Source organism: Kocuria salina (assembly GCF_013368965.1).
Lineage (GTDB): Bacteria > Actinomycetota > Actinomycetes > Actinomycetales > Micrococcaceae > Kocuria > Kocuria rosea.
Genome location: NZ_SSSF01000002.1, coordinates 170,620 through 189,904, shown reverse-complemented (window position 1 = coordinate 189,904; position 19,285 = coordinate 170,620). Strand labels below are relative to the sequence as shown.

18 protein-coding genes, 3 tRNA genes and 1 pseudogene are annotated in these 19,285 nt (G+C 75.1%); 9 read left to right on the top strand and 13 right to left on the bottom strand.

Annotation, left to right across the window (positions count from 1 at the left end):
* Positions 1-213: 213 nt before the first annotated feature.
* The 4 genes from E7Z53_RS04990 to E7Z53_RS04975 all read right to left on the bottom strand — a co-directional run bounded on the left by E7Z53_RS04990 (position 214) and on the right by E7Z53_RS04975 (position 3,702).
* Positions 214-1,506, bottom strand: coding sequence for a CAP domain-containing protein (locus E7Z53_RS04990; RefSeq protein WP_176337325.1), 1,293 nt, complete (start codon positions 1,504-1,506; stop codon positions 214-216).
* A 138-nt stretch (positions 1,507-1,644) separates the two neighbouring features.
* Positions 1,645-2,370, bottom strand: a complete 726-nt coding sequence (locus tag E7Z53_RS04985; RefSeq protein WP_176337324.1) for a hypothetical protein — start codon at positions 2,368-2,370, stop codon at positions 1,645-1,647.
* Positions 2,371-2,383: 13 nt separating this feature from the next.
* Positions 2,384-3,307, bottom strand: a complete 924-nt coding sequence (locus E7Z53_RS04980) for an ATP-binding cassette domain-containing protein (RefSeq protein ID WP_176337323.1) — start codon at positions 3,305-3,307, stop codon at positions 2,384-2,386.
* Positions 3,304-3,702 carry a GntR family transcriptional regulator gene (locus E7Z53_RS04975; RefSeq protein ID WP_017833036.1) on the bottom strand — a complete coding sequence of 133 codons (399 nt, stop codon included), beginning with the start codon at positions 3,700-3,702 and terminating at the stop codon, positions 3,304-3,306. The genes E7Z53_RS04980 and E7Z53_RS04975 overlap by 4 nt, the downstream gene beginning before the upstream one ends.
* Before the next feature lie 112 nt (positions 3,703-3,814).
* Here E7Z53_RS04975 and E7Z53_RS04970 point away from each other — a divergent pair, with 112 nt between their 5' ends.
* The 5 genes and pseudogenes from E7Z53_RS04970 to E7Z53_RS04950 all read left to right on the top strand — a co-directional run.
* The gene (locus tag E7Z53_RS04970) at positions 3,815-4,621 is read left to right on the top strand and encodes an exodeoxyribonuclease III (RefSeq protein WP_017833035.1); all 807 of its coding nucleotides are present in this window, start codon (positions 3,815-3,817) and stop codon (positions 4,619-4,621) included.
* A 6-nt stretch (positions 4,622-4,627) separates the two neighbouring features.
* On the top strand, positions 4,628-5,500 hold the full coding sequence (locus tag E7Z53_RS04965) for a hypothetical protein (RefSeq protein ID WP_241482840.1): 873 nt from the start codon (positions 4,628-4,630) through the stop codon (positions 5,498-5,500).
* Positions 5,501-5,713: 213 nt separating this feature from the next.
* On the top strand, positions 5,714-6,019 hold the full coding sequence (locus E7Z53_RS04960) for a DUF4193 domain-containing protein (RefSeq protein WP_035925540.1): 306 nt from the start codon (positions 5,714-5,716) through the stop codon (positions 6,017-6,019).
* A 60-nt stretch (positions 6,020-6,079) separates the two neighbouring features.
* A complete protein-coding gene (locus tag E7Z53_RS04955) occupies positions 6,080-7,327 on the top strand; it encodes an MFS transporter (protein WP_095649843.1) in 1,248 nt (415 codons plus the stop codon).
* A 40-nt stretch (positions 7,328-7,367) separates the two neighbouring features.
* Positions 7,368-8,318 (top strand): annotated as a pseudogene (locus E7Z53_RS04950) (Gfo/Idh/MocA family protein); the annotation flags it as partial.
* Here E7Z53_RS04950 and E7Z53_RS04945 read toward each other — a convergent pair.
* A complete protein-coding gene (locus E7Z53_RS04945; RefSeq protein WP_176337322.1) occupies positions 8,261-9,787 on the bottom strand; it encodes a carboxylesterase family protein in 1,527 nt (508 codons plus the stop codon). The pseudogene E7Z53_RS04950 and the gene E7Z53_RS04945 sit on opposite strands and share 58 nt — an antisense overlap.
* 222 nt (positions 9,788-10,009) lie before the next feature.
* On the opposite strand from E7Z53_RS04945, the gene E7Z53_RS04940 reads away from it, so the two are divergent.
* Both E7Z53_RS04940 and E7Z53_RS04935 read left to right on the top strand, forming a co-directional pair.
* Positions 10,010-11,026, top strand: coding sequence for a DMT family transporter (locus tag E7Z53_RS04940; RefSeq protein WP_176337321.1), 1,017 nt, complete (start codon positions 10,010-10,012; stop codon positions 11,024-11,026).
* 69 nt (positions 11,027-11,095) lie between these two features.
* A complete protein-coding gene (locus tag E7Z53_RS04935) occupies positions 11,096-12,802 on the top strand; it encodes a glycoside hydrolase family 13 protein (protein ID WP_035925530.1) in 1,707 nt (568 codons plus the stop codon).
* Positions 12,803-12,928: 126 nt separating this feature from the next.
* Here the strand turns inward: E7Z53_RS04935 and E7Z53_RS04930 are convergent, their stop codons facing one another.
* The 6 genes from E7Z53_RS04930 to E7Z53_RS04905 all read right to left on the bottom strand — a co-directional run bounded on the left by E7Z53_RS04930 (position 12,929) and on the right by E7Z53_RS04905 (position 14,577).
* On the bottom strand, positions 12,929-13,426 hold the full coding sequence (locus E7Z53_RS04930) for a hypothetical protein (protein ID WP_126350435.1): 498 nt from the start codon (positions 13,424-13,426) through the stop codon (positions 12,929-12,931).
* Positions 13,423-13,581 (bottom strand): hypothetical protein, encoded by a 159-nt coding sequence (locus E7Z53_RS04925; protein WP_017833025.1) that lies wholly within the window; start codon positions 13,579-13,581, stop codon positions 13,423-13,425. Before E7Z53_RS04925 ends, E7Z53_RS04930 begins: the two co-directional genes overlap by 4 nt.
* Before the next feature lie 66 nt (positions 13,582-13,647).
* Positions 13,648-14,109 (bottom strand): hypothetical protein, encoded by a 462-nt coding sequence (locus E7Z53_RS04920; RefSeq protein ID WP_176337320.1) that lies wholly within the window; start codon positions 14,107-14,109, stop codon positions 13,648-13,650.
* A gap of 106 nt (positions 14,110-14,215) precedes the next feature.
* Positions 14,216-14,288: transfer RNA gene (locus E7Z53_RS04915), tRNA-Phe, on the bottom strand.
* 63 nt (positions 14,289-14,351) lie between these two features.
* A tRNA-Asp gene (locus E7Z53_RS04910) sits at positions 14,352-14,425 on the bottom strand.
* Between the two features lie 79 nt (positions 14,426-14,504).
* Positions 14,505-14,577: transfer RNA gene (locus E7Z53_RS04905), tRNA-Glu, on the bottom strand.
* 156 nt (positions 14,578-14,733) lie between these two features.
* On the opposite strand from E7Z53_RS04905, the gene E7Z53_RS04900 reads away from it, so the two are divergent.
* Positions 14,734-15,087: a metallopeptidase family protein gene (locus tag E7Z53_RS04900; RefSeq protein WP_017833023.1), complete on the top strand. Its 354-nt coding sequence runs from the start codon at positions 14,734-14,736 to the stop codon at positions 15,085-15,087.
* 10 nt (positions 15,088-15,097) lie between these two features.
* Here E7Z53_RS04900 and E7Z53_RS04895 read toward each other — a convergent pair whose 3' ends face one another.
* Positions 15,098-16,177, bottom strand: a complete 1,080-nt coding sequence (locus tag E7Z53_RS04895; protein WP_017833022.1) for a universal stress protein — start codon at positions 16,175-16,177, stop codon at positions 15,098-15,100.
* 180 nt (positions 16,178-16,357) lie between these two features.
* On the opposite strand from E7Z53_RS04895, the gene E7Z53_RS04890 reads away from it, so the two are divergent.
* Positions 16,358-17,719, top strand: a complete 1,362-nt coding sequence (locus E7Z53_RS04890; protein WP_017833021.1) for a D-arabinono-1,4-lactone oxidase — start codon at positions 16,358-16,360, stop codon at positions 17,717-17,719.
* 82 nt (positions 17,720-17,801) lie between these two features.
* Here E7Z53_RS04890 and E7Z53_RS04885 read toward each other — a convergent pair whose 3' ends face one another.
* Positions 17,802-19,229, bottom strand: coding sequence for an FAD-dependent oxidoreductase (locus E7Z53_RS04885; protein ID WP_017833020.1), 1,428 nt, complete (start codon positions 19,227-19,229; stop codon positions 17,802-17,804).
* Positions 19,230-19,285: the final 56 nt, after the last annotated feature.

The window sequence follows — 19,285 nt, the reverse complement described above, 5'->3', positions numbered from 1 at the left end:
GGTGAGGTGGTCCGGACCGGCCGCGCGAGCGCGCCTGTTGCCCACGGCCGGGAACGACCCGCAGCCGTTTCCCCTGAGCATCTCCTCAGGTCACCGGGGCCGGAACCGCGGTGGAACCGCCGGACGATCCGACGAACCGTGCGCGCCACGTCGGAACACCCCCGGCTCGGCCGGTCCCACCGCACGGAGAGACCGACCTCGACAGCTTCGGTCTCAGCGGGTGACCCAGGTGCGCCCCGCGGCGTAGTGGACGGTGACGCCCTTCGAGAAGCGCTGGCGCACCTCGGCGCCGTAGCGGTACTCGTCGGTGACGGGGAAGCCCCAGCCGCGCTCGGAGCCGGCGGCCTTCCAGGCCCGCCCGATGGCCCCGTACTGCTTGACCGCGCGGGAGCCCGTCCCGGGACTCCACAGGAGCATGGTGGAGCGACCGTCGCGGCGGAAGACCTGGTACGCCCCACCGGTGGCCGGGCGCTCGTCCGTGACGGGCAGGCCGAAGTGGTGCTCCCGGCCGGCCGCGACCCACCGGCCGCCGATGGATCCGTAGTTCTTCACGGCCATCGCGCCGTAGCCGGGGGCCCAGTAGACGGTGGTGGTGCGGGTGCCCTTCCGGAACTGCTGGTAGACGCCGCCCTCGATCAGGCCGCCGCGCTCGTTCATGGTGGGCTCCCCGAGCACGGCCGCCCCGCCCAGACGGTGGTACTTGGTGCCGATCGCCCCCCGGACGGCGTAGGACGGCGCCGTCACCGGGGGTGCGGTCACCGGCGGCACGAACCCCTGCGCCGGGCTCGCGACCGTCCCGGGCACGGCCTGCCCGGCCGGATAGGCGTAGTAGTAGATCGTCAGGTAGGTCTCCCACCCGGGACCGCCCGAGCCCGACGTGGCGGCGTGACTCACCCCGACCCCGAGATGGGTCAGGTCCCGGGCGAACTGGTCGGTCCCGTTGCGGGGGAAGAAGTCCAGCAGGTAGTGCGCGAGCGCCTCGACCGCCTCGACGCCCTCGAAGGGGCCGGTGAAGACGCCCTTCCCGTAGTACTGGTCCATCCGGATCCCGCCGGCAGGGGCGCCCGCCCAGGGGTCCGGGTTGCGGGACTCCTTGCGGGCCCCGGCCATGGTCTCCGCCCACTGCTGGGCGTTGCGGGACAGCGCGGTGTTGTAGACCAGCGGGGCGCGCCTCGCCTGGCCGCGGTGGTCGTTGACGATCTTGAAGGCCTCGGTGATGTCCTCGACCGTGGTCGGGTGGGCGCCGGCCGACGCCGCCCCGGCCAGGCCGCCGGCGGCCGGGTCCTCCGCGGCCGCCGGCGCCGGAGCCCCGGCCGGGGCGGCGTCGGTGCCCGAGCCGCCGTGCAGGCTCAGGGCGGGCGCGCCCGCGGTGGCGGCCGGCTCGGCCGGACCGGACAGCTCGGGCAGATCGGCCGGAGGAGTCGGGGCTGCGAGCGCCGCCGGGACTCCGCCGAGGAGGAGGGCGAAGGTGGTGGACACGACGAGCGCGGTCCGTGCGAGGTTCATGGGGGTCTCTCCCTGCTGGGGGCGGCGCCGCCGGGGGCACGGGCCAGCAGGAAATTAGCATGTGCAACCACCCGGTGGAAGGGCGCGCGGGGAAACCCCTGGTCCCCCGGCGCGGCGGCGCTGGCCGCGCCGGGGTGCTCAGCGGACGGAGACCCGGCGGTACAGGCCCCAGCCCAGCAGCGCGAGCAGCACGGGCGCCGCCGCGGCCAGGAGCACGAGTTCCGCCGGGACCCCCGCGGAACCCGCGCCGACGGCCGCGGCGGAGCCCGCTCCGGTCGCGGCGGCCCACACCAGCACGGCCAGGGTCGTCACGACGGTCCCGATGATGGACAGCGTCAGCGCCACGGGGCCGCCCCGGACGTACACCGTGGCGAAGACCGCCCCGACCAGCTGCGCCCCGAGGTAGACCAGGAACGCCACGAGGAGGGCCCACGCCGGGGACCCTCCGGCGAAGAGGTGGACGTCGAAGGCGGGCAGGCCCAGGAACCAGCCGCCGGTGGCGCGCTCCAGGAGCAGGAACACGGTGAGGACGGCCGCGGCCAGCAGGGCGTGGAGCACGAAGGTCAGCACCGAGCCCCACCACATCGACCGGCGGGTGGTCCCCAGCGCCAGGGCGAGGGGCGTGCTCGTGCCGATCACCTGGGCGGCGTGGACCAGCAGGGCGATCCCGGGCCACCAGAGCAGGACCTGGTTGTAGCGCAGGCCCTCGGCCACGGCGCCCAGCGGGGCGCCCAGGACCACGTGCAGCACGACCCCGGCGAGCAGGCTGAGCAGCCCGGACACCGTGATCACGCCCACGACCATCCAGACCCCGGCGGACCGGTTGACGGTGTTGAGCTTGAGGACAGGGGTGAGTCGTGACATGGCGGAGGTCCTCTCAGGCGTTCTGGAGCTGGTCGGCGGGCACCGGGACGAGCCCGTGGGCGGCCACGGCCGACTGCAGGGAGACGGCGTCGATCTCGATCCCGTGGCGCGCGGCGGCCGCCCGGGCGTCGTCGTCGTGGGGCGCCGCCACGGTCACGGTGCGCAGCGCCCCGATCCGCTGCTCGCGGGAGACCTGGTGCTCGAGGCGCCGCTCGGCCAGGTAGCCGGCGACGTCGGCGGCGGGCCCCGCGACCGTGTGGGCGCTGGCGCGGGCTGCCTCGAGACCGGCGTCCAGCACGAGCCGCCCGCGGTCGAGGAGCAGGACGTGGTCGAGGAGGTTGGCGACCTCGTCGACCAGGTGCGTGGAGATCACCACGGTGCGCGGGTGCCGCGCGAAGTCCTCGAGGAGCCGGTCGTAGAACAGCTCCCGGGCCACCGGGTCCAGCCCGCCGTAGGGCTCGTCCAGCATCGTGAGCTCCGCGCGGGACGCGAGGCCCAGGACGATGCCGAGGGCCGTGTGCTGCCCCGTGGAGAGCTTCTTGATCCTGGTCCGCGACGGGAGCCGGAGGTCCTCGGCGAGACCGCGGGCGAGCTCCTCGTCCCAGCCGGGGTAGAACGCCGGCGCGGCGTCGAGGACGTGGCGGACCCGGAACTCCTCGGGGTAGCGCTGCCGGTCCCGCAGCAGCACCGTGCGGGAGAGCGCCTCGGGGTTCTCCCACCCGGGGCGGCCGAACAGCTCGACCCGCCCGCCCCGGTCGGGGCGGACCTGCTGGCCGATCACGGACAGCAGGGTGGTCTTGCCGGAGCCGTTGCGCCCCACGAGTCCGTAGATCCGGTCCGGGGCGAGGTCGAGGTCGACGCCGTCGAGGGCCCGGGTCTCCCGGTAGGTGCGGGAGACGCCGCGCAGGGCGACGATGGGGGCTGGCGTGCCGTTCATGGGGTGGACTCCTGACGGGTCGGTGCGGCGGCCTCGGACCGGCCGAGGGCGGAGCGGACGAGGTCGAGGACGTCCCCCGGCGGGAGCCGGAGGGAGTGCGCCTCGGTGACGAGCGGTGCCACGTAGCGGTCGGCGAACTCCTGCCGCCGCTGCTCGAGGAGCCGCTCCCGGGCGCCGGCGGCGACGAACATGCCGATGCCGCGGCGCTTGTAGAGGATCCCCCGGTCCACGAGCCGGTTGACGCCCTTGCCGGCGGTGGCCGGGTTGATCCGGTAGAAGGCGGCGAACTCGTTGGTGGACGGGACCTGGGTCTCCTCCGGATAGGCGCCCGCGAGGATGTCGGCGCAGATCCGTTCGGCGATCTGCTGGAAGATCGGGCGGTCGTCGGCGATCACGGCCCTCCCCCTCACTGGTTCATTAGTTATGTAACTAACCATGGCACTTGGACCGGTGCTGCGCAAGGGGTGCTGAAAATTCCCGTCCGGGGCAGCCGGTAACGTGGGGCCCATGAGGATCGCCACCTGGAACGTGAACTCCGTCCGCGCCCGCGCCGACCGTGTGGAGGCGTGGCTGCAGCGCTCGGACGTGGACGTCCTGGCCATGCAGGAGACCAAGGCGAAGGACGACAACTTCCCCTGGGAGCTCTTCGAGTACATGGGCTACGACGTCGCCCACTTCGGCCTCAGCCAGTGGAACGGCGTGGCGATCGCCTCCCGGGTGGGCCTCGAGGACGTCGAGCGCACCTTCCCGGACCAGCCGGCCTTCGGCAAGCCCGGCGAGGAGCCCGTACAGGAGGCCCGGGCGATCGGCGCCACGTGCGCCGGCGTGCGCGTCTGGTCCCTCTACGTCCCCAACGGCCGCGGCCTGGAGGACCCGCACATGCCCTACAAGCTGGAGTGGCTGCGCGTGCTCAAGGACCACGCCAAGCAGTGGGTCGACGAGGACTCCACGGCGCAGGTCGCCCTGGTGGGCGACTGGAACGTGGCCCCGCAGGACGAGGACGTGTGGGACATGCAGTTCTTCCTCGACAACGGCCTGACCCATGTCAGCGCGCCCGAGCGCGCAGCCTTCCGCGCCTTCCTCGAGGAGGCCGGCTACCTGGACGTGGTCCGCCCCCGGCACCCCGGCCCGGGCGTCTACACGTACTGGGACTACAAGGGCCTGCGCTTCCCGAAGAAGGAGGGCATGCGCATCGACTTCCAGCTCTACTCCCCCGCCCTGGCCGGCCGCGTCACCGACGCGTCGATCGACCGCGAGGAGCGCAAGGGCAAGGGCGCCTCGGACCACGCCCCCGTCGTCGTCGAGATCGCCTGAGCCGCCGTGGCCCAGCTGCTGCAGGTCGGCCGGACGTTCCGCTCGGCCACCGGGATCCCCCACCAGTTCGCCCTGCGGGTGTACGTGCCCGCCGAGGAGCTCGATGCCGTGTACGCCCCGCTGGTGCCCCGGGCCCTGTCCCCCGAGGAGGCCGGGGTCAACGAGCTGACCGAGCAGCTCGCCCGCCTGGCCGAGCCGGGCCAGGAGCCCCTGCCCCCGGCCGTGGAGCCGCTGTGGACCCTGCCGTTCTCCGCGGCGCCCCGGGGCCGGGACATGCTCGCGGCCGGGGTCGGGGACTTCCCCGTCTACCACCCCCCGCAGCGGCTGCGGCGCTCGCTGCGGCTCGTGGCGCTCGCCGAGGAGGAGGGCGGCCAGCCCCTGCCCAACCTGCTCATCCCCGAGGACGCCGTCCGGGCCGCGGGCGATCGCGTGAGCCGGGAGCACTTCGTGCCCGTGCACGCGCGCCAGTCGGCGTTCACCGTCCCCATGGCGTGGTTCTCCCTCTTCACCGCTCAGGACCACACCGAGAGCTTCCACCACGGCAACCGTGTGCACCGGTGCGCGGTGCCGATGGACCTCGCGACCCGTCGCGTGGTGCGCGCCGCGCAGGTGGTGGAGGACGCGGGCGGCGAAGACCTCGAGGACCTCGCCGAGGACCTCACGCACCTGGGCCGGTGGCTCGGGGCGTTCTCCGCCAACTCCCTCGTGGTCCTGCACTACGGCTCGCTCGCTGACCCGTTCCAGCCGGACGAGAGCCCGCAGGACTTCTCGGACGCCGTGGAGCTGCTGGCCGCGCGGGACGCCCACGGCGCCGCCGTGGCGTTCCGCCGGCTCATGCACCGCTGGCTGCGCCTCGCGCACCTGGAGAGCGCCAGCTGACACCGGACCAGGGCCGGGCGGCGTCCTGCGCGGCGCGCCAGGGACCGATCCGGGCCCCTCCGGGGTGCGACGAGGATCACGCCCGAGACGCCGGACTTCGCCGGGACGCGCGGGGACTCGACAGTTGCCCATGTCGTAGGGGTACACTCTGGTCCTTCCGTGCAGGGCACCCTCTGCACAGCACCACCCCGTTCCAGGAGGACGCACCACATCATGGCCACCGATTACGACGCCCCGCGCACCCGGCCCGAGGACGAGCCGGCCAACGAGTCCCTGGAGGCGATCCAGGTCCAGCGCAGCGCCACCACCCAGACCGCGGTCATCGACGCCGAGGACTTCGACACCGCCGAGGGCATCGACCTGCCCGGCGCCGACCTCTCCCACGAAGAGCTCACCGTGGCCGTCATCCCGGAACAGGTCGACGAGTTCACCTGCGCCTCCTGCTTCCTGGTCCGGCACCGCTCCCAGCTGGCCCGCCAGTCCGGCGAGACGCGGTACTGCACCGACTGCGAGGGCTGAGCGGACCGCTCCGTCCGGCCCGCGCCCCGGTGCCGCCGCGCCCCGTGATAGAACAGGCCGGTGCGCCCGTCCACCCCGCCCCCTGACCGTTCCGCCGTCCCGCCCCGCGTGCCGGGGTGGCTGGTGGTGCTCGCGGTGGCGGTCGTGGCGGTCAATCTCCGCCCCGGGGCCACCTCCGTGGGGCCCGTGCTCGCGGAGGTGCAGCAGGGACTGGGGCTGAGCCCCACGATGGCCGGCGTGCTGACCGCCCTGCCCGGGCTCACGTTCGCCGCGGCGGGGGCGTGCGCGGCCGCGCTCTCGCGCAGGACCGGCATCAGCGGTGCCGTCACCGCCGGTCTGGTCCTGGTCGCCGCCGGGCTGCTGGCCCGGTCGGTCACGGGATCGGTGCCGGTGTTCCTGCTCCTGTCCGTGCTGGGCTTCGCCGGCATGGCCGTCGGCAACATCCTGGTGCCGGCGTTCATCAAGCGCCACGGGGGCCGGCGCACGGCGGCGCTGAACTCCCTCTATACGACCGGCCTGGCCGTCGGCGCCACGCTGCCCCTGCTGGCTGCCGGGCCGCTGGCCGCGAGCGGGCCCGACGGATGGCGTGCCGCACTGGGCCTCTGGGGCCTCGTGGCCCTGGCCGCCGTGGTCCCCTGGGTCCTGGTCACCGTCCGCGACCGGCGCGAGCCCGCCACGACCCCCGGCCGCGCCCTGCGTCCCGGCCGCGGCACCTCGATCCTCCGCTCCCGCACCGCCGTGGCGCTGTGCGTCTACTTCGGCATCCAGTCGATGCACGCCTACGTCCAGTTCGGCTGGGTGGCCCAGATCTACCGCGACGGCGGCCTGGGCCAGGCCCAGGCCGGGCTGATGGCCGCCCTCATCGCCGCCATGGGCATCCCGGGAGGGCTCCTCATGCCCGTCCTGGTGGCCCGCTCACCGCGCCTGCGGCGGTGGATCGTGGGCCTGGGCGTCTGCATGGTCGCCGGCTACTCCGGCCTGCTGCTGGCGCCCGCCACCACACCCTGGGCCTGGGCCCTGCTCCTGGGGGTGGGCGGCTTCGCGTTCCCCACCGCCCTGGCGCTGCTCACGGCCCGCTCCCGGGACCCCCGGGTGACCGCGCAGCTGTCCGGGTTCACCCAGCCGGTGGGCTACCTGCTCGCGGCGGCCGGGCCCTTCGCCGTCGGCGCCCTGCACGAGGCCACCGGCAGCTGGACCGCTCCCCTGCTGCTGCTGATGGGCACCGCGGTGCTCCTCGTCGTCGCCGGCGGCGTCGCGGCCGCGCCCCGCTTCGTCGACGACGAGATCGCGGGCCCGGACGGGCCGTAGCGGCCCGGTGCGGCCCGGTGCCAGGGGCTATCGTGACCGCATGACTGATCAGGGTGCAGGACGAGTGCTCACCGCCGGACTCGTCGGGTACGGCATGGCCGGGCGGGACTTCCACGGGGACCTGCTGCGGCGGGCCGGCGGGCGGGTCACCGACATCGTCACCGGCGACCCGGAGCGGGCCGCCCGCGCGGGCGCCGACTGGCCCGGGGTGCAGGTGCACCGGGACCTGCCCGGGCTGCTGGAGCGCTCGCGGCCCGACGTGCTGGTCGTCGCCTCGCCCACGGGGCTGCACGTGGAGCACGCGCTGGCCGGCCTGGAGGCCGGGGTCCCCGTGGTGGTCGACAAGCCGCTGGCCATGGACCACGAGGGCGCGGTGGCCGTGGTCCGCCGCGCCGAGGAGACCGGGACCCCGCTGACGGTCTTCCACAACCGGCGCTGGGACAGCGAGCAGCTGACCCTGGCCCGGGTGCTCGCCGAGGGGCACCTCGGGGACGTGCACCGGTTCGAGCGCCGCTGGGAGCGGTGGCGCCCGGTGCCCAAGGACCGGTGGCGGGAGAACGCGGTCGGCCGGGGCGGCGGGCTGCTGCTCGACCTCGGTCCGCACCTCGTGGACGCGGCGATCCAGCTGTTCGGGCCGGTGGCCGCGGTGCGGGCCGAACTGCGCGCGCTGACGACCCCGGCCGAGGACGACGTCTTCCTGGCCCTGGACCACGCCTCGGGCACGATCAGCCACCTGTGGGCCGGGAGCCTCGTGGGGGCGCCGGGGCCCCGGACCCGGGTGCTCGGCTCGGCCGGCGCCTACCTCGTGGCCGGGCACGCCGACAGCCCCGGCCCCTTCGACCTGCTGGACCCCGGGGAGGGCATGACGGGTCTGCTCGTCCGGGGCACCGGGACCGACCCCGTGCCCACCGCCCCCGGCGAGCCCGCCGACTTCTACCGGGCCGTGGCCCGGTGGCTCCTCGGCGACGGCGAGGCCCCCGTGGACCCGTGGGACGCCGTGGCCGTCGCCGCGGTGCTGGACGCGGCCCGGCGCAGCGCCCGCACGGGGGCGCGGGAGGTGCCCGCAGCGCCCTGAGCGCGGCGCACCGCGCCGAGGACACAGCCGAGGACGCGCTCGAGGGGTCGTGCACCCGTGGCCGCGCGGTAGCGCAGGACGCCGGGGACCGCCCCGGCGTCCGCCAGCGGCTCCCCGCGGGCGAAGCCGGCCCACAGCCGCCGGAGGCGCCGGCCGTGGGCCTGGACGTCCTCCCACGGGGCCCCGGCGAGCAGCCCGGTGCCGGCCCATGCGGCCTCGTCGCCGAACAGGAGCGGGAGGTCGACCGTGTGGGCGGATCCGTACGGGCTGCCCGGCGCGCTCCAGGTGAGCAGGTAGGTGTGGGCGCGGCCTCCGGCCCGGGCGTGCCGGGCGGCGAACCGGCGGACGGCCCGGCCGTGGACGGCCGCGGTCACCTGCCCCACGACGGCGCGGCGGAGCACGGGGCCGAGCAGCGGGACGCGGGTGACCCGGTGGAGGAGGGGTAGCGTGGGCAGGTAGAGCCGGGCCTCCTCGGCGGTGTGGCCGATGAGCACGTCGATGTGCGGGGCCACGCGGTCCCAGGCTGCCTCGACGCCCTCCTCGGCGGGCAGGGGGTGGTGGCCGTACTGGGTGCCGAACGGCATCCGGCCCCGGAGCCCGAAGGAGGACGCGCCGGCCTCGACCTCGGCCTGCAGCGCCACCACCTCCGCGGCCGGCGTCCCCGCGGTGACGGCACCGGCCGCGCCCGCCATCGCCGCGGTCATCGCCGCCCGGCCGCGGGCGATGCCCAGCGGAGGGCTCTGCAGGATGGCCCGGCGGAACAGCAGCTCCGCGCCCGGGACGGCCATGAGATGGGCCACGGCGTCGCCCCCGGCGGACTGGCCGAACACGGTCACCCGGTCCGGGTCGCCGCCGAAGGCCGCGATGTTGCGCCGCACCCAGCGCAGGGCCTCTAGCTGGTCGAGCAGACCGAGGTTGGCGGGGCGGCCCCGGCCCGCGCCGAGGTAGCCGAACAGTCCCAGCCGGTAGGTGACGCTCACGACCACGACCCGCTGCTCGGCGACCAGGGGGCGGGGATCCATGATCGGGGCGTCCCCGGCCCCGGTGGTGTAGGAGCCGCCGTGGATCCAGACCATCACCGGCAGCCGTTCCGCCGGCCCCCGCTCGAGGGGCAGGGTCACCGACAGCCGCTGGCAGTGCTCGTCCCGCGGGAGCCCGGCGAGGGTGTCGCCGAGGACCCCGGTGAGGAAGGGTGAGTGCGCCTGGGGGCAGGCCGGGGCCGGGCGGGTGGCGTCGAACGGTTCCACCCGGTCCGCGACCGGGACGGGCGCGGCGAACCGGTCCGCCGTGGCGTACGGGATCCCGGTCGCCCGGACGACGTCGCCGTCGACCCGGCCGCGCACCGGCCCGCAGGGAGGCGCGAACGTGCGCGTCGGAGTGGTCATGCCCACTTCTACCACGCGGCCCGCCCGGGACGGGGGCGGGCCGGCTGCCGCGAGCGCTGGCTGCCCCGGGCGCACCGGGCCCGGGGCGCCCGTCGCCCGCCCTGGGTAGATTGGACCGTCGACCGACAGGAGCCCGCCCATGACCGCACACCCGCAGCGCCCGGCGCCGCCCCGCGTCCGCGCGCACGCCCGCACGACGACCACCGACGTGCCGGTCGCACCGTGCGCGGCACCGTGAGCCGCGCCGTGGAGCGCACGGGGCGCCACGCCGGCCTCGGCGTCGCGGCGATCCTGCTCACCGCGGTCCTGTGGGGCACGACCGGGACCGCGGCGACCTTCGCCCCCGGCGCGGGGCCGCTGGCGATCGGGGCCGCCGCCCTGGGCGTGGGCGGGCTGCTGCAGGCGGCGATCGCCCTGCCCGCCCTGCGCCGCTCCCGGCGGGCGCTGCGCTCGCACGCCGGGCCGGTGGCGGCCGGGGCCGCGGCCGTGGCCGTCTATCCGCTGGCGTTCTACAGCTCGATGCACCTGGGCGGCGTCGCGATCGGCACGGTCGTCTCCCTGGCCTCCGCGCCGCTGGCCTCGGGGGTCCTGGAACGCGTCCTCGAGCGCCGCCCCCTGAGCCGGTGGTGGATGACCGCCGCGCTCCTGGGCGTCCTCGGCAGCAGCCTGCTGTGCCTGTCGAGGGCCGGCGGGTCCGGGGCCTCGGCCGCGGACACCGCCGCCGGCATCGGGCTCGGGCTGGTGGCCGGGGCGACGTACGCGCTCTACTCGTGGGTGGTGCACCGGCTGATGGGCCACGGGGTGGGGCGCGCGGCCTCGATGGGCGCCGTCTTCGGCGCCGGCGGGGCGCTCCTGCTCCCGGTCCTCGCCCTCACGGGGGCGCCCCTGCTGGCCTCGGGGCAGGCGTTCGCCGTGGCCGCGTACATGGCGCTGGTGCCGATGTTCCTCGGGTACTTCCTGTTCGGCGTGGGACTCGCCCGGGTGCGCCCGAGCACGGCGACGACCCTCACCCTGACCGAACCGGCCGTCGCGGCGGTCCTGGCCGTCGTCGTCGTCGGCGAACGGCTGACGGGCGCCGGCTGGACCGGGCTGGCGGTCCTCGCCGCCGCGCTCGTCGTCCTGGCCCTCGCCCCCACCAACGTGGTCGCGCACCGGCCGGGCGGTCCCGGCCTGACAACGGCCGCCCCGGCCGCCGCCCCAGCGCCGGCCGCCGTGACACCGCGCCCGGGGACTGACTAGGTTGGGGACGCCCCCGCACCGGAGCCACCCGCGCCGGACACCCCCGACGAAGCACCCGAGGAGCAGCCCATGACGCAGCAGGTCAGCCAGTCCCCCGCCACCGAGGAGGGCGAGTGGTGGCGCTCCGCGGTGATCTACCAGATCTATCCCCGGTCCTTCAACGACTCCGACGGTGACGGTCTGGGCGACCTGCCCGGGATCGTCGACCGGCTGGACTACCTCGCGGACCTCGGCGTGGACGCCCTGTGGCTGTCCCCGTTCTACGTCTCGCCGCAGCACGACGCCGGCTACGACGTCTCCGACTACCGGGACGTCGACCCCCGCTTCGGCACCCTGGAGGACTTCGACCGGATGCGCGCCCGGATGGCGGAGCTCGGGATGCGGCTGATCGTGGACCTGGTGCCCAACCACACCTCGAGCGAGCACGAGTGGTTCCGGGCCGCCGTGGCCGCCGGGCCCGGCAGCCCGGAGCGGGACCGGTACATGTTCCGGGACGGCCGGGGCGAGCACGGGGAGCTGCCGCCGAACAACTGGCGCTCCGTGTTCGGCGGCGAGGCCTGGACCCGGCTGCCGGACGGGCAGTGGTACCTGCACCTGTTCGACAGCACCCAGCCGGACCTCAACTGGGAGAACCCGGAGGTGTGGGAGGAGTTCCGCTCCGTCCTGCGCTTCTGGCTGGACCGGGGCGCGGACGGCTTCCGCGTGGACGTGGCCCACGGCCTCGTGAAGGCCGAGGGGCTGCCGGACTGGGACCACCAGGTGCACATGGTCGAGGGCGAGCACGACGCGCGGGAGCACGACGCCCCGGACACCCCGCTGAGCACCGGCAGCCCCTACTTCGACCAGGACGGCGTGCACGAGGTCTACCGCGACTGGCACCGGGTGCTCGCCGAGTACGACGGCGACCGGATGCTGGTGGCCGAGGCGTGGGTCGAGCCGGCGCACCGGCTGGCGATGTACGTCCGCTCCGACGAGATGCACCAGGCGTTCAACTTCGACTTCCTGGTGGCCGGGTGGGACTGGGCCCGGATGTCCCGGGCCATCGAGGACTCCCTGGCGGAGTCGGCGAACGTCGGCGCGCCCACCACGTGGGTGCTGTCCAACCACGACACCGTCCGGCACGTCTCCCGCTTCGGGCTCACGGACCCCATCGCCTACCCCAAGGGGATCGACGCGGACAGCGAGCAGCCCGACCACGAGCAGGGCCTCGCCCGCGGCCGCGCCGCCGCGCTGGTGGAGCTGGCCCTGCCCGGCTCCGCCTACCTGTACCAGGGGGACGAGCTGGGCCTGCCCGACCACACCCGCCTGCCCGCCGAGCTGCGCCAGGACCCGGCGTTCGCCCGGACCGGGGGCGAGGAGATCGGCCGCGACGGCTGCCGGGTCCCGCTGCCCTGGGCCGCGGGAGAGCCCGGCCACGGCTTCGGGGCCGACCCGTGGCTGCCGCAGCCCGAGGAGTTCGCGCAGCTCGCGGCGGACCGGCAGGTGGGGGTCCCCGACTCCACGCACACGGTGTACCGCACGGCGCTGCGGGTGCGCCGGGAGCTCGGTCTCGGCCGCGGCTCCTTCGCGTGGCACGCGAGCCACGACGCCGCGACGGGCCTGCTGTCCTTCGTGAACACCACCGGCGCCGGGGAGCGGGTCCTCGTGGCGGCGAACCTGGGCGGCGCCCCCGTCCCCCTGCCCGCCGGAGAGCCGCTCGTGCTCAGCAGCCGGGACGCCGTGCAGGACGGCGTCCTGCGGCCCGAGCGGGCCGTGTGGTGGCGCCTGGCCCCCTGAGCCGTCCTGCCGGCCCTCGGGGCCCCGGCCTCGGGGGTCCCGGCGGTCCTGGCGCACGGCGTGCGGCGCCGCATGCCGGCACGCCGCGGACGACCGCTCGTCGCGGACGCCCGGTCGGCGCGCCGGTCAGTGGCTGGTGCGCCCCCGGCCCGACACGAGCGCCGGCGCCACCAGCCGGTCCGCGAGCACGCCGGTGACCACGGAGTACCCCGCCTTGTGCAGGACGTCCACGGCCTGCTCGCCGGCCGGCCAGGACGACGGCGGGGCCCCGACCCCCGTCGCGTTCTCCACGGTCTGGTCGAAGGCCAGCCGCACCACCGTGTGCCAGGCGTTCGCGTGCGGACCCCGGATGCCGGTCACGGCCCACACGCCGCGCAGGGCGCCGAGGGCGGCGCCCGTGCCGTAGTGCATGGCGGAGTTCCAGCCCGTGGGCTGCTCGCGGTCCCCGGGGTGGCGCCCCAGCAGGGTGAGCAGGGCGCGCGCGGGGACGTAGGAGTCCGGCCGGTGGGTGAGCGCCTGCTCCGCCTTCTCCCCCAGCACCATCAGAGCGGCCCCCGCGATCCCCGCCGCGGCGCCGGTCGCCGCGGCCCGTCCGAGCGCGCTCGTCCGCGCGGGGCCGGTCACGGCCGCCCCTGCTCGTCGCCGGGCCGCTCGGCGCCCAGTCCCTGCTGCTCCAGGTCGCGGTCGAGCTCGGCGCCGGGCTCGACGACCACGCCGTCCTCGCGCTGGTCGTCGACCGGCCCGTGCCCCGGTTCCTGCTCGCGTCGGTGCTCGGTCATGTCGGCTCCTCCCGTCGGGGCCACCCGGGCCGGGCGACCTGCCCCCCAGTCTAGACAGGCTGCTGATCAGTTCGAGGGGGTGGGCTCCGCGCACGCCCGGCGGAGCCAGTCGCCGACCGGCGCGAGCGTCCGCTGCAGATCGGCCAGCTCGGCGGGCTGCACGGACGGGCCCGCGGCGTCCAGGGCGGCCACGGCGTCCTCGAACGCGGGGCGCAGCTCGGCGGGCAGCCGGGAGGTGAGGTCCCGCACGGAGGCAGCCGCCCCCTGGGGGCGGAAGTGGGGGTCCGGCTCGTCGCCGGACAGCGGCACGAGGGTCAGCGCCGTGTAGGCGCTCGCCACGTCGAAGCAGGCCTCCGGTTCCGCGGTGGGCCCGGCCGGCACCGGGGCGGGCGAGCCCGCGGTCGGCTCGAGGACGAGCCCGGAGGACTGCGGGCCGGCGCCGCAGCCAGTGAGCGCCAGCAGGCTCAGGGCGGTCAGCGCGGCCGCTGCTGCCCCGCGGGGGCTCGGGCGACGGGGATACCGGGTCACGGCTCCCAGGGTAGGGAGCGAACCTCCGTGTCCGCTGGCAGCGGGCGGCAGGGCCCCCGGCACGAAGAAACCGCCGGCCCCTCGAGGGGACCGGCGGTTTCCGCGGTGGCTCCGACCGGCGTCGATCCGGTGACCTTACGATTTTCAGTCGTACGCTCTACCAACTGAGCTACAGAGCCCCGGCACATCCGCAGCGGATATGCCGCGACGGCGCCGCATCGACTCGATGAACGCCGTCTGAGCGACCCTGACGGGACTTGAACCCGCGACCTCCGCCGTGACAGGGCGGCACGCTAACCAGCTGCGCTACAGGGCCTTGCTGTTTCCAACGAGGACTGATCTTACCAGCATTCCTCGCCGGTTGTGCAAATCGGTGGGCGGACCCTCCGATCGCGTACCCCCAACGGGATTCGAACCCGTGTCGCCGCCGTGAAAGGGCGGTGTCCTAGGCCACTAGACGATGGGGGCCGGACACCCGCGTCGACGACCACGACCTCGGCGACCGAGGACCGTGACACGGGAGAAACCGAGTACAGCTTAGAGGCTCGCGCGGATCCCGCACAATTCCCGCACTGCCCCCGGGGACCCAGCCGGCGCCCGGGCTCGTGGGGTAGGAAGGAGAGCGTGATCGAGATGACCCGCGAGGAGTTCGACGGCGCCGTCGACGACGCCATCGACCTGATCCCGGACGCCCTGTTCCGGGCGATGGACAACGTGGTGATCCTGGTCGAGGAGGAGCCGCCGGAGCACTCCCCCGGGCTGCTCGGCCTCTACGAGGGCGTGCCCCTGACCGCCCGGGACGGCGGGTGGGGCGCCGGCTCCCTGCCGGACCGGATCTTCGTCTACCGGGGTCCGCTGCAGCGCATGTGCGCGGAGCGCGAGGAGCTCGTGGAGGAGATCACGGTGACCGTCATCCACGAGGTCGCCCACCACTTCGGCATCGACGACGAGCGCCTGCACGAACTGGGGTGGGGCTGAGCCGGCCCGCTCAGGCGTCCCAGGGGCGGATGTCGTCGGAGTCGAAGTCCTTGCGGGTCTCGATCCGCTCGTCGTAGCGGTCCGGGACGATCAGCACGGGTCCCGCGGCGTTGTGCAGCACGCCCTGCGAGGTGGAGCCCAGGAGCATCCCCGCGAAGCCGCCCCGGCCGCGCGTGCCCATCACCACGAGCCCGTTGCGCCGGGTCTGCTCGACCAGCACCTGCACCGGCGCGCCGTCCGCGAGCTCCGAGCCGATCTGCAGGTCGGGGAACCAGCTCTCGAGCCAGGCGACGCCGCCGTTGAGCGCCCGCGCGACGTCGTCGTACATCACCTCGAAGTCCACCGCCGTGGGCATCCACGCGAGCGCCCCGCTCACGGGCGGGAGCGCGCACAGCACCGTCAGGGGCACGCCGAGCAGGCGCGCCTCCTCCGCGGCGTAGAGCATGGCCGCCCGGGCCTGGGTGGAGCCGTCCGAGCCGACGACCACGCGGTCCACGAGGGCCCGGGTGCTCGTGAGCTCCTCCGCGCCCAGGTGCTGCTGCGCCCACGGCAGGGGGACCACGCCCGTGGGGCACTTCGAGTGCGCCGGCACCGCCGTGGAGACCGTGCCGAGCAGCCGGCCCAGCAGACCGCCCCGGCCGCGGGAGCCGAGGACCAGCAGCTCCGCCGTGCGGCTCAGCTCGAGCAGGGCCCCGGAGGGGTCCCCGGTCTCGACGGTCGCCCGCAGCTCGACCCCCACGTCACGGACCTGGTCCGCCGCGTGGTTCAGCAGCTCCTCGACGCCCTGGGTGAGGGCGGCCTCGTCCACGGTGGCGTAGCCGGTGTCGAACCCCGAGCCGGAGAACACGGGCAGGCTGTACGCGGTGACCAGCCGCACCGGACGACCGCGGCGGCGGGCCTCCCGGGCCGCCCACCGCAGTGCCCCGAGGCTCTGCTCGGAGCCGTCGATGCCCACGACGATCTCCCCCGTGGCGTCGAGGGAGCGGCTCTGCCCGCCGCCCGAGGGGACGCGGTCGCGCACCGCCTCCTCGCCCAGCGTGGTCTCGTGGGGCTCCTCGCGCTCCCGGTCCGGGGACGGGTGGTCGGTCATGGTGCTGCCTCCTGTGCGCGTCCTCGGTCCGCGGTGCTCCGGATCCCGCCGCGGGCTTCGCCTCCGATGGTACGCGCGGCGGGGCCGCAGGACGGGGTCGTCGAGGGCGCCGGAGCGCCCCCGGGATGACATGATGAGGGCGCACTGTGCACCTGCCTGCGAGGAAGGACGGTCCCGCCGATGAGCGAGGTCTCGCTGCCCGACGCCCTGCCCGGCGAGACCGGGACGAGAGAGTGGGCCACGTGGGGCAGGACGCACTCCGTCACCCCCCGGCACGTGCTGCGCCCCACCTCCGTCCCGGAGCTCGCGGAGGGCGTCGCCGCCGCCGTGCGCCGCGGACTGGGCGTGCGCGCGGTGGGCTCCGGGTGCAGCTTCTCGGCGCTGCCCCTGGCCCCCGACGTCATGGTCGACCTCTCCGGGCTGTCCGGGCTGCCGGCCGTCGACCGGGAGAACCAGCGGGTCACGGTCCTCGCGGGCACCACGATCCGTGACCTGAACCAGGAGCTGGACGCCCACGGGCTGGCCGTGACCAACCTGCCGGACAGCGACTGGCAGACGGTCGCCGGCGCCGTCTCGACCGGCACCCACGGGACCGGCCTGGCCTTCGGCTCCCTCTCCCAGCAGGTGGTGGCCCTGAGCCTGGTCACGGCCGACGGCGAGCTGGTGGAGTGCTCCGCCGAGCAGCGCCCCGAGCTGTTCCAGGCCGCGCGCGTGGGCCTGGGCGCCATGGGGGTCCTCGCGAGCGTCACCCTGGTGTGCGAGCCGACGTTCCGGCTGCACGCGGCGGAGCTCAAGGAGCCCCTCGGCCAGCTCGTGGACACCCTGGGCAGCCGGATGGCCGGGGCCGACCACTTCGAGTTCTTCTGGACGCCGGGCACCGCCACCGCCCAGACCCGGATCCTCACGCGCCTGCACAAGCTCCCGGACTCCTACACCCGGCCCGGCTCCCCCGTGGCCCGCACCGTGCGCCGGCTCGACGACGCCCTGCTGCGCAACACCCTCACCGCGGGGCTCAACCAGCTGGCCACGGCCCTGCCGCGCTCCACGCCGGGGCTCAACCGGCTCGACGCCCTCACGAACAGCCCGCGGCAGTACAGCGACCTGTCCTTCCGGGTGTTCACCGTGCCGCGCCGGACCCGGTTCGTCTCCTCCGAGTACGCCCTGCCGGTCGAGGAGCTCGTCGTGGCCTTCCGGGAGCTGCAGACGCTCATCGAGCGGCGCGACTACTCGTTCTCGCTCCCGGTGGACGTGCGCTGCGCCGCGGCCGAGGACGCCTGGCTCGCCCCCGCCCACGGCCGGGAGACCGGCTGGATCGCGCTGCGGCAGTACTGGCGCCGGTACGACCCGAAGGTGTTCGCCGCGGCCGAGGAGATCTTCGTGGCCCACGGCGGCCGCCCCCACTGGGGCACCGTGCACACGCAGGACGCCGAGTACCTGCGCTCCGTGTACCCGCGGTTCCAGGACTTCCTCGACGCCCGGGCGTCCGTGGACCCGGACGGGGTGTTCCTCAACGACCACGTCCGCGGGCTGCTGGGCCTGTAGGCCCGGGGTCCGGCAACGCGAGGGGCCGCGTCCGGCAGGACGCGGCCCCTCGCGGCACGGCGGCGCGGTGCGGTGCTGCGGCTCAGACGGGCGAGGAGACCGGCTCCGCCACGCCCTCGCGGGAGACGCTGACCATCTCCTCGCGCTCGACCACCTTGACGCGCTCGCGCGGGTTGCCCTCGGCGTCGTGCGAGGACTGGCCGAGGCCCTGCTCGTACTCGTCGAGGGCCAGCCATCCCTCCCAGGTGGTGTACTCGACGCCGCGGGCCTCGAGCACGTCGTTGACGGACGCGGGGTCCGGGCGGGTGGCGCCCGGCAGCACGGCGCGGTCCTCCAGGAGGTGGGTGACCGTCTCGAGGGCGTCGGACTTGGTGGCGCCGATCAGCCCGACCGGGCCGCGCTTGATCCACCCGGTCGCGTAGAGGCCGTGCAGCACGGTCCCGTCCTCGGCCAGCACGCGGCCCTCGGCGTTGGGGATCACGCCGCGGCCGTCGTCGAACGGCAGCTCGGGCAGGCGGGAGCCGAGGTAGCCCACCGCGTGGTAGACGGCCTGCACCGGGTAGTCGACGTACTCGCCGGTCCCGGACACGGAGCCGTCGCCGTTGAGGCGCGTCCGCTCCATGCGCAGCCCCGTGACCCGGCCGTCTTCCCCCAGCACCTCGCGGGGACTCTGCAGGAAGTGCAGGTGCAGCCGGCGGGAGGCGGTCTTCGGGGAGTCGTCGGCCCGCCACTTCTCGAGGGTCTTGACCATGACCTTGACCTGGTTGTTCTCGGCGATCGCCAGCTCGGAGCCCTCGTCGTACTGGAAGTCCTCGTCGTAGACGACGATGTCGACGTCCCGCGACTTGGCGAGCTCGCGCAGCTCGAGGGGGGTGAACTTCACCTGGGCGGGGCCGCGGCGGCCGAAGATGTGCACGTCCGTGACCGGGGACGCCTTGAGCCCCTGGTAGACGTTGCCGGGGATCTCGGTGAGGAGCATGTCGTCGGCGTGCTTGGACAGCACGCGGGCGACGTCGAGGGCCACGTTGCCGTTGCCGATGACCGCGATCTCGCGGGCCTCGAGCGGCCAGGTGCGCGGGAAGTCCGGGTGGCCGTCGTACCAGGCCACGAACTCGGCGGCCCCGTGCACGCCCCGGAGGTCGTTGCCGGGGATGTTCAGCGGGGCGTCGTAGACGGCTCCGGTGGCGAAGATCACGGCGTCGTAGTGGGCGCCGAAGTCGGCGAGGGTCAGGTCCCGGCCGAACTCCACGTTGCCGAAGAAGCGGATGTCGCCGCGCCCCAGGATGGCGCGCAGCGCGGTGATGATGCCCTTGATCCGGGGGTGGTCGGGGGCCACGCCGTAGCGGATGAGGCCGAACGGGGTCGGGTAGCGGTCGAACAGGTCGATGCTGACCTCGAGCTCCCCGTTCTTCACGGGCTCGGACTTGGTGAGCATGTCCGCGGCGTAGATGCCGGCCGGACCGGCGCCGATGATGGCGACGCGCAGGGGGCGGGTGGTGGTGTCAGCCACGTGGCTTCCTTTCGATTGCGCGCACGGCGTCCGCCGCGCGCATCGTAGACCGGGTA

What these genes read in the sequence shown, in the direction of transcription:
- E7Z53_RS04990 (WP_176337325.1), bottom strand. Translation starts at nt 1,506, where the DNA reads ATGAACCTCGCACGGACCGCGCTCGTCGTGTCCACCACCTTCGCCCTC.
- E7Z53_RS04985 (WP_176337324.1), bottom strand. Translation starts at nt 2,370, where the DNA reads ATGTCACGACTCACCCCTGTCCTCAAGCTCAACACCGTCAACCGGTCC.
- E7Z53_RS04980 (WP_176337323.1), bottom strand. Translation starts at nt 3,307, where the DNA reads ATGAACGGCACGCCAGCCCCCATCGTCGCCCTGCGCGGCGTCTCCCGC.
- E7Z53_RS04970 (WP_017833035.1), top strand. Translation starts at nt 3,815, where the DNA reads ATGAGGATCGCCACCTGGAACGTGAACTCCGTCCGCGCCCGCGCCGAC.
- E7Z53_RS04960 (WP_035925540.1), top strand. Translation starts at nt 5,714, where the DNA reads ATGGCCACCGATTACGACGCCCCGCGCACCCGGCCCGAGGACGAGCCG.
- E7Z53_RS04945 (WP_176337322.1), bottom strand. Translation starts at nt 9,787, where the DNA reads ATGACCACTCCGACGCGCACGTTCGCGCCTCCCTGCGGGCCGGTGCGC.
- E7Z53_RS04935 (WP_035925530.1), top strand. Translation starts at nt 11,096, where the DNA reads ATGACGCAGCAGGTCAGCCAGTCCCCCGCCACCGAGGAGGGCGAGTGG.
- E7Z53_RS04925 (WP_017833025.1), bottom strand. Translation starts at nt 13,581, where the DNA reads ATGACCGAGCACCGACGCGAGCAGGAACCGGGGCACGGGCCGGTCGAC.
- E7Z53_RS04895 (WP_017833022.1), bottom strand. Translation starts at nt 16,177, where the DNA reads ATGACCGACCACCCGTCCCCGGACCGGGAGCGCGAGGAGCCCCACGAG.
- E7Z53_RS04890 (WP_017833021.1), top strand. Translation starts at nt 16,358, where the DNA reads ATGAGCGAGGTCTCGCTGCCCGACGCCCTGCCCGGCGAGACCGGGACG.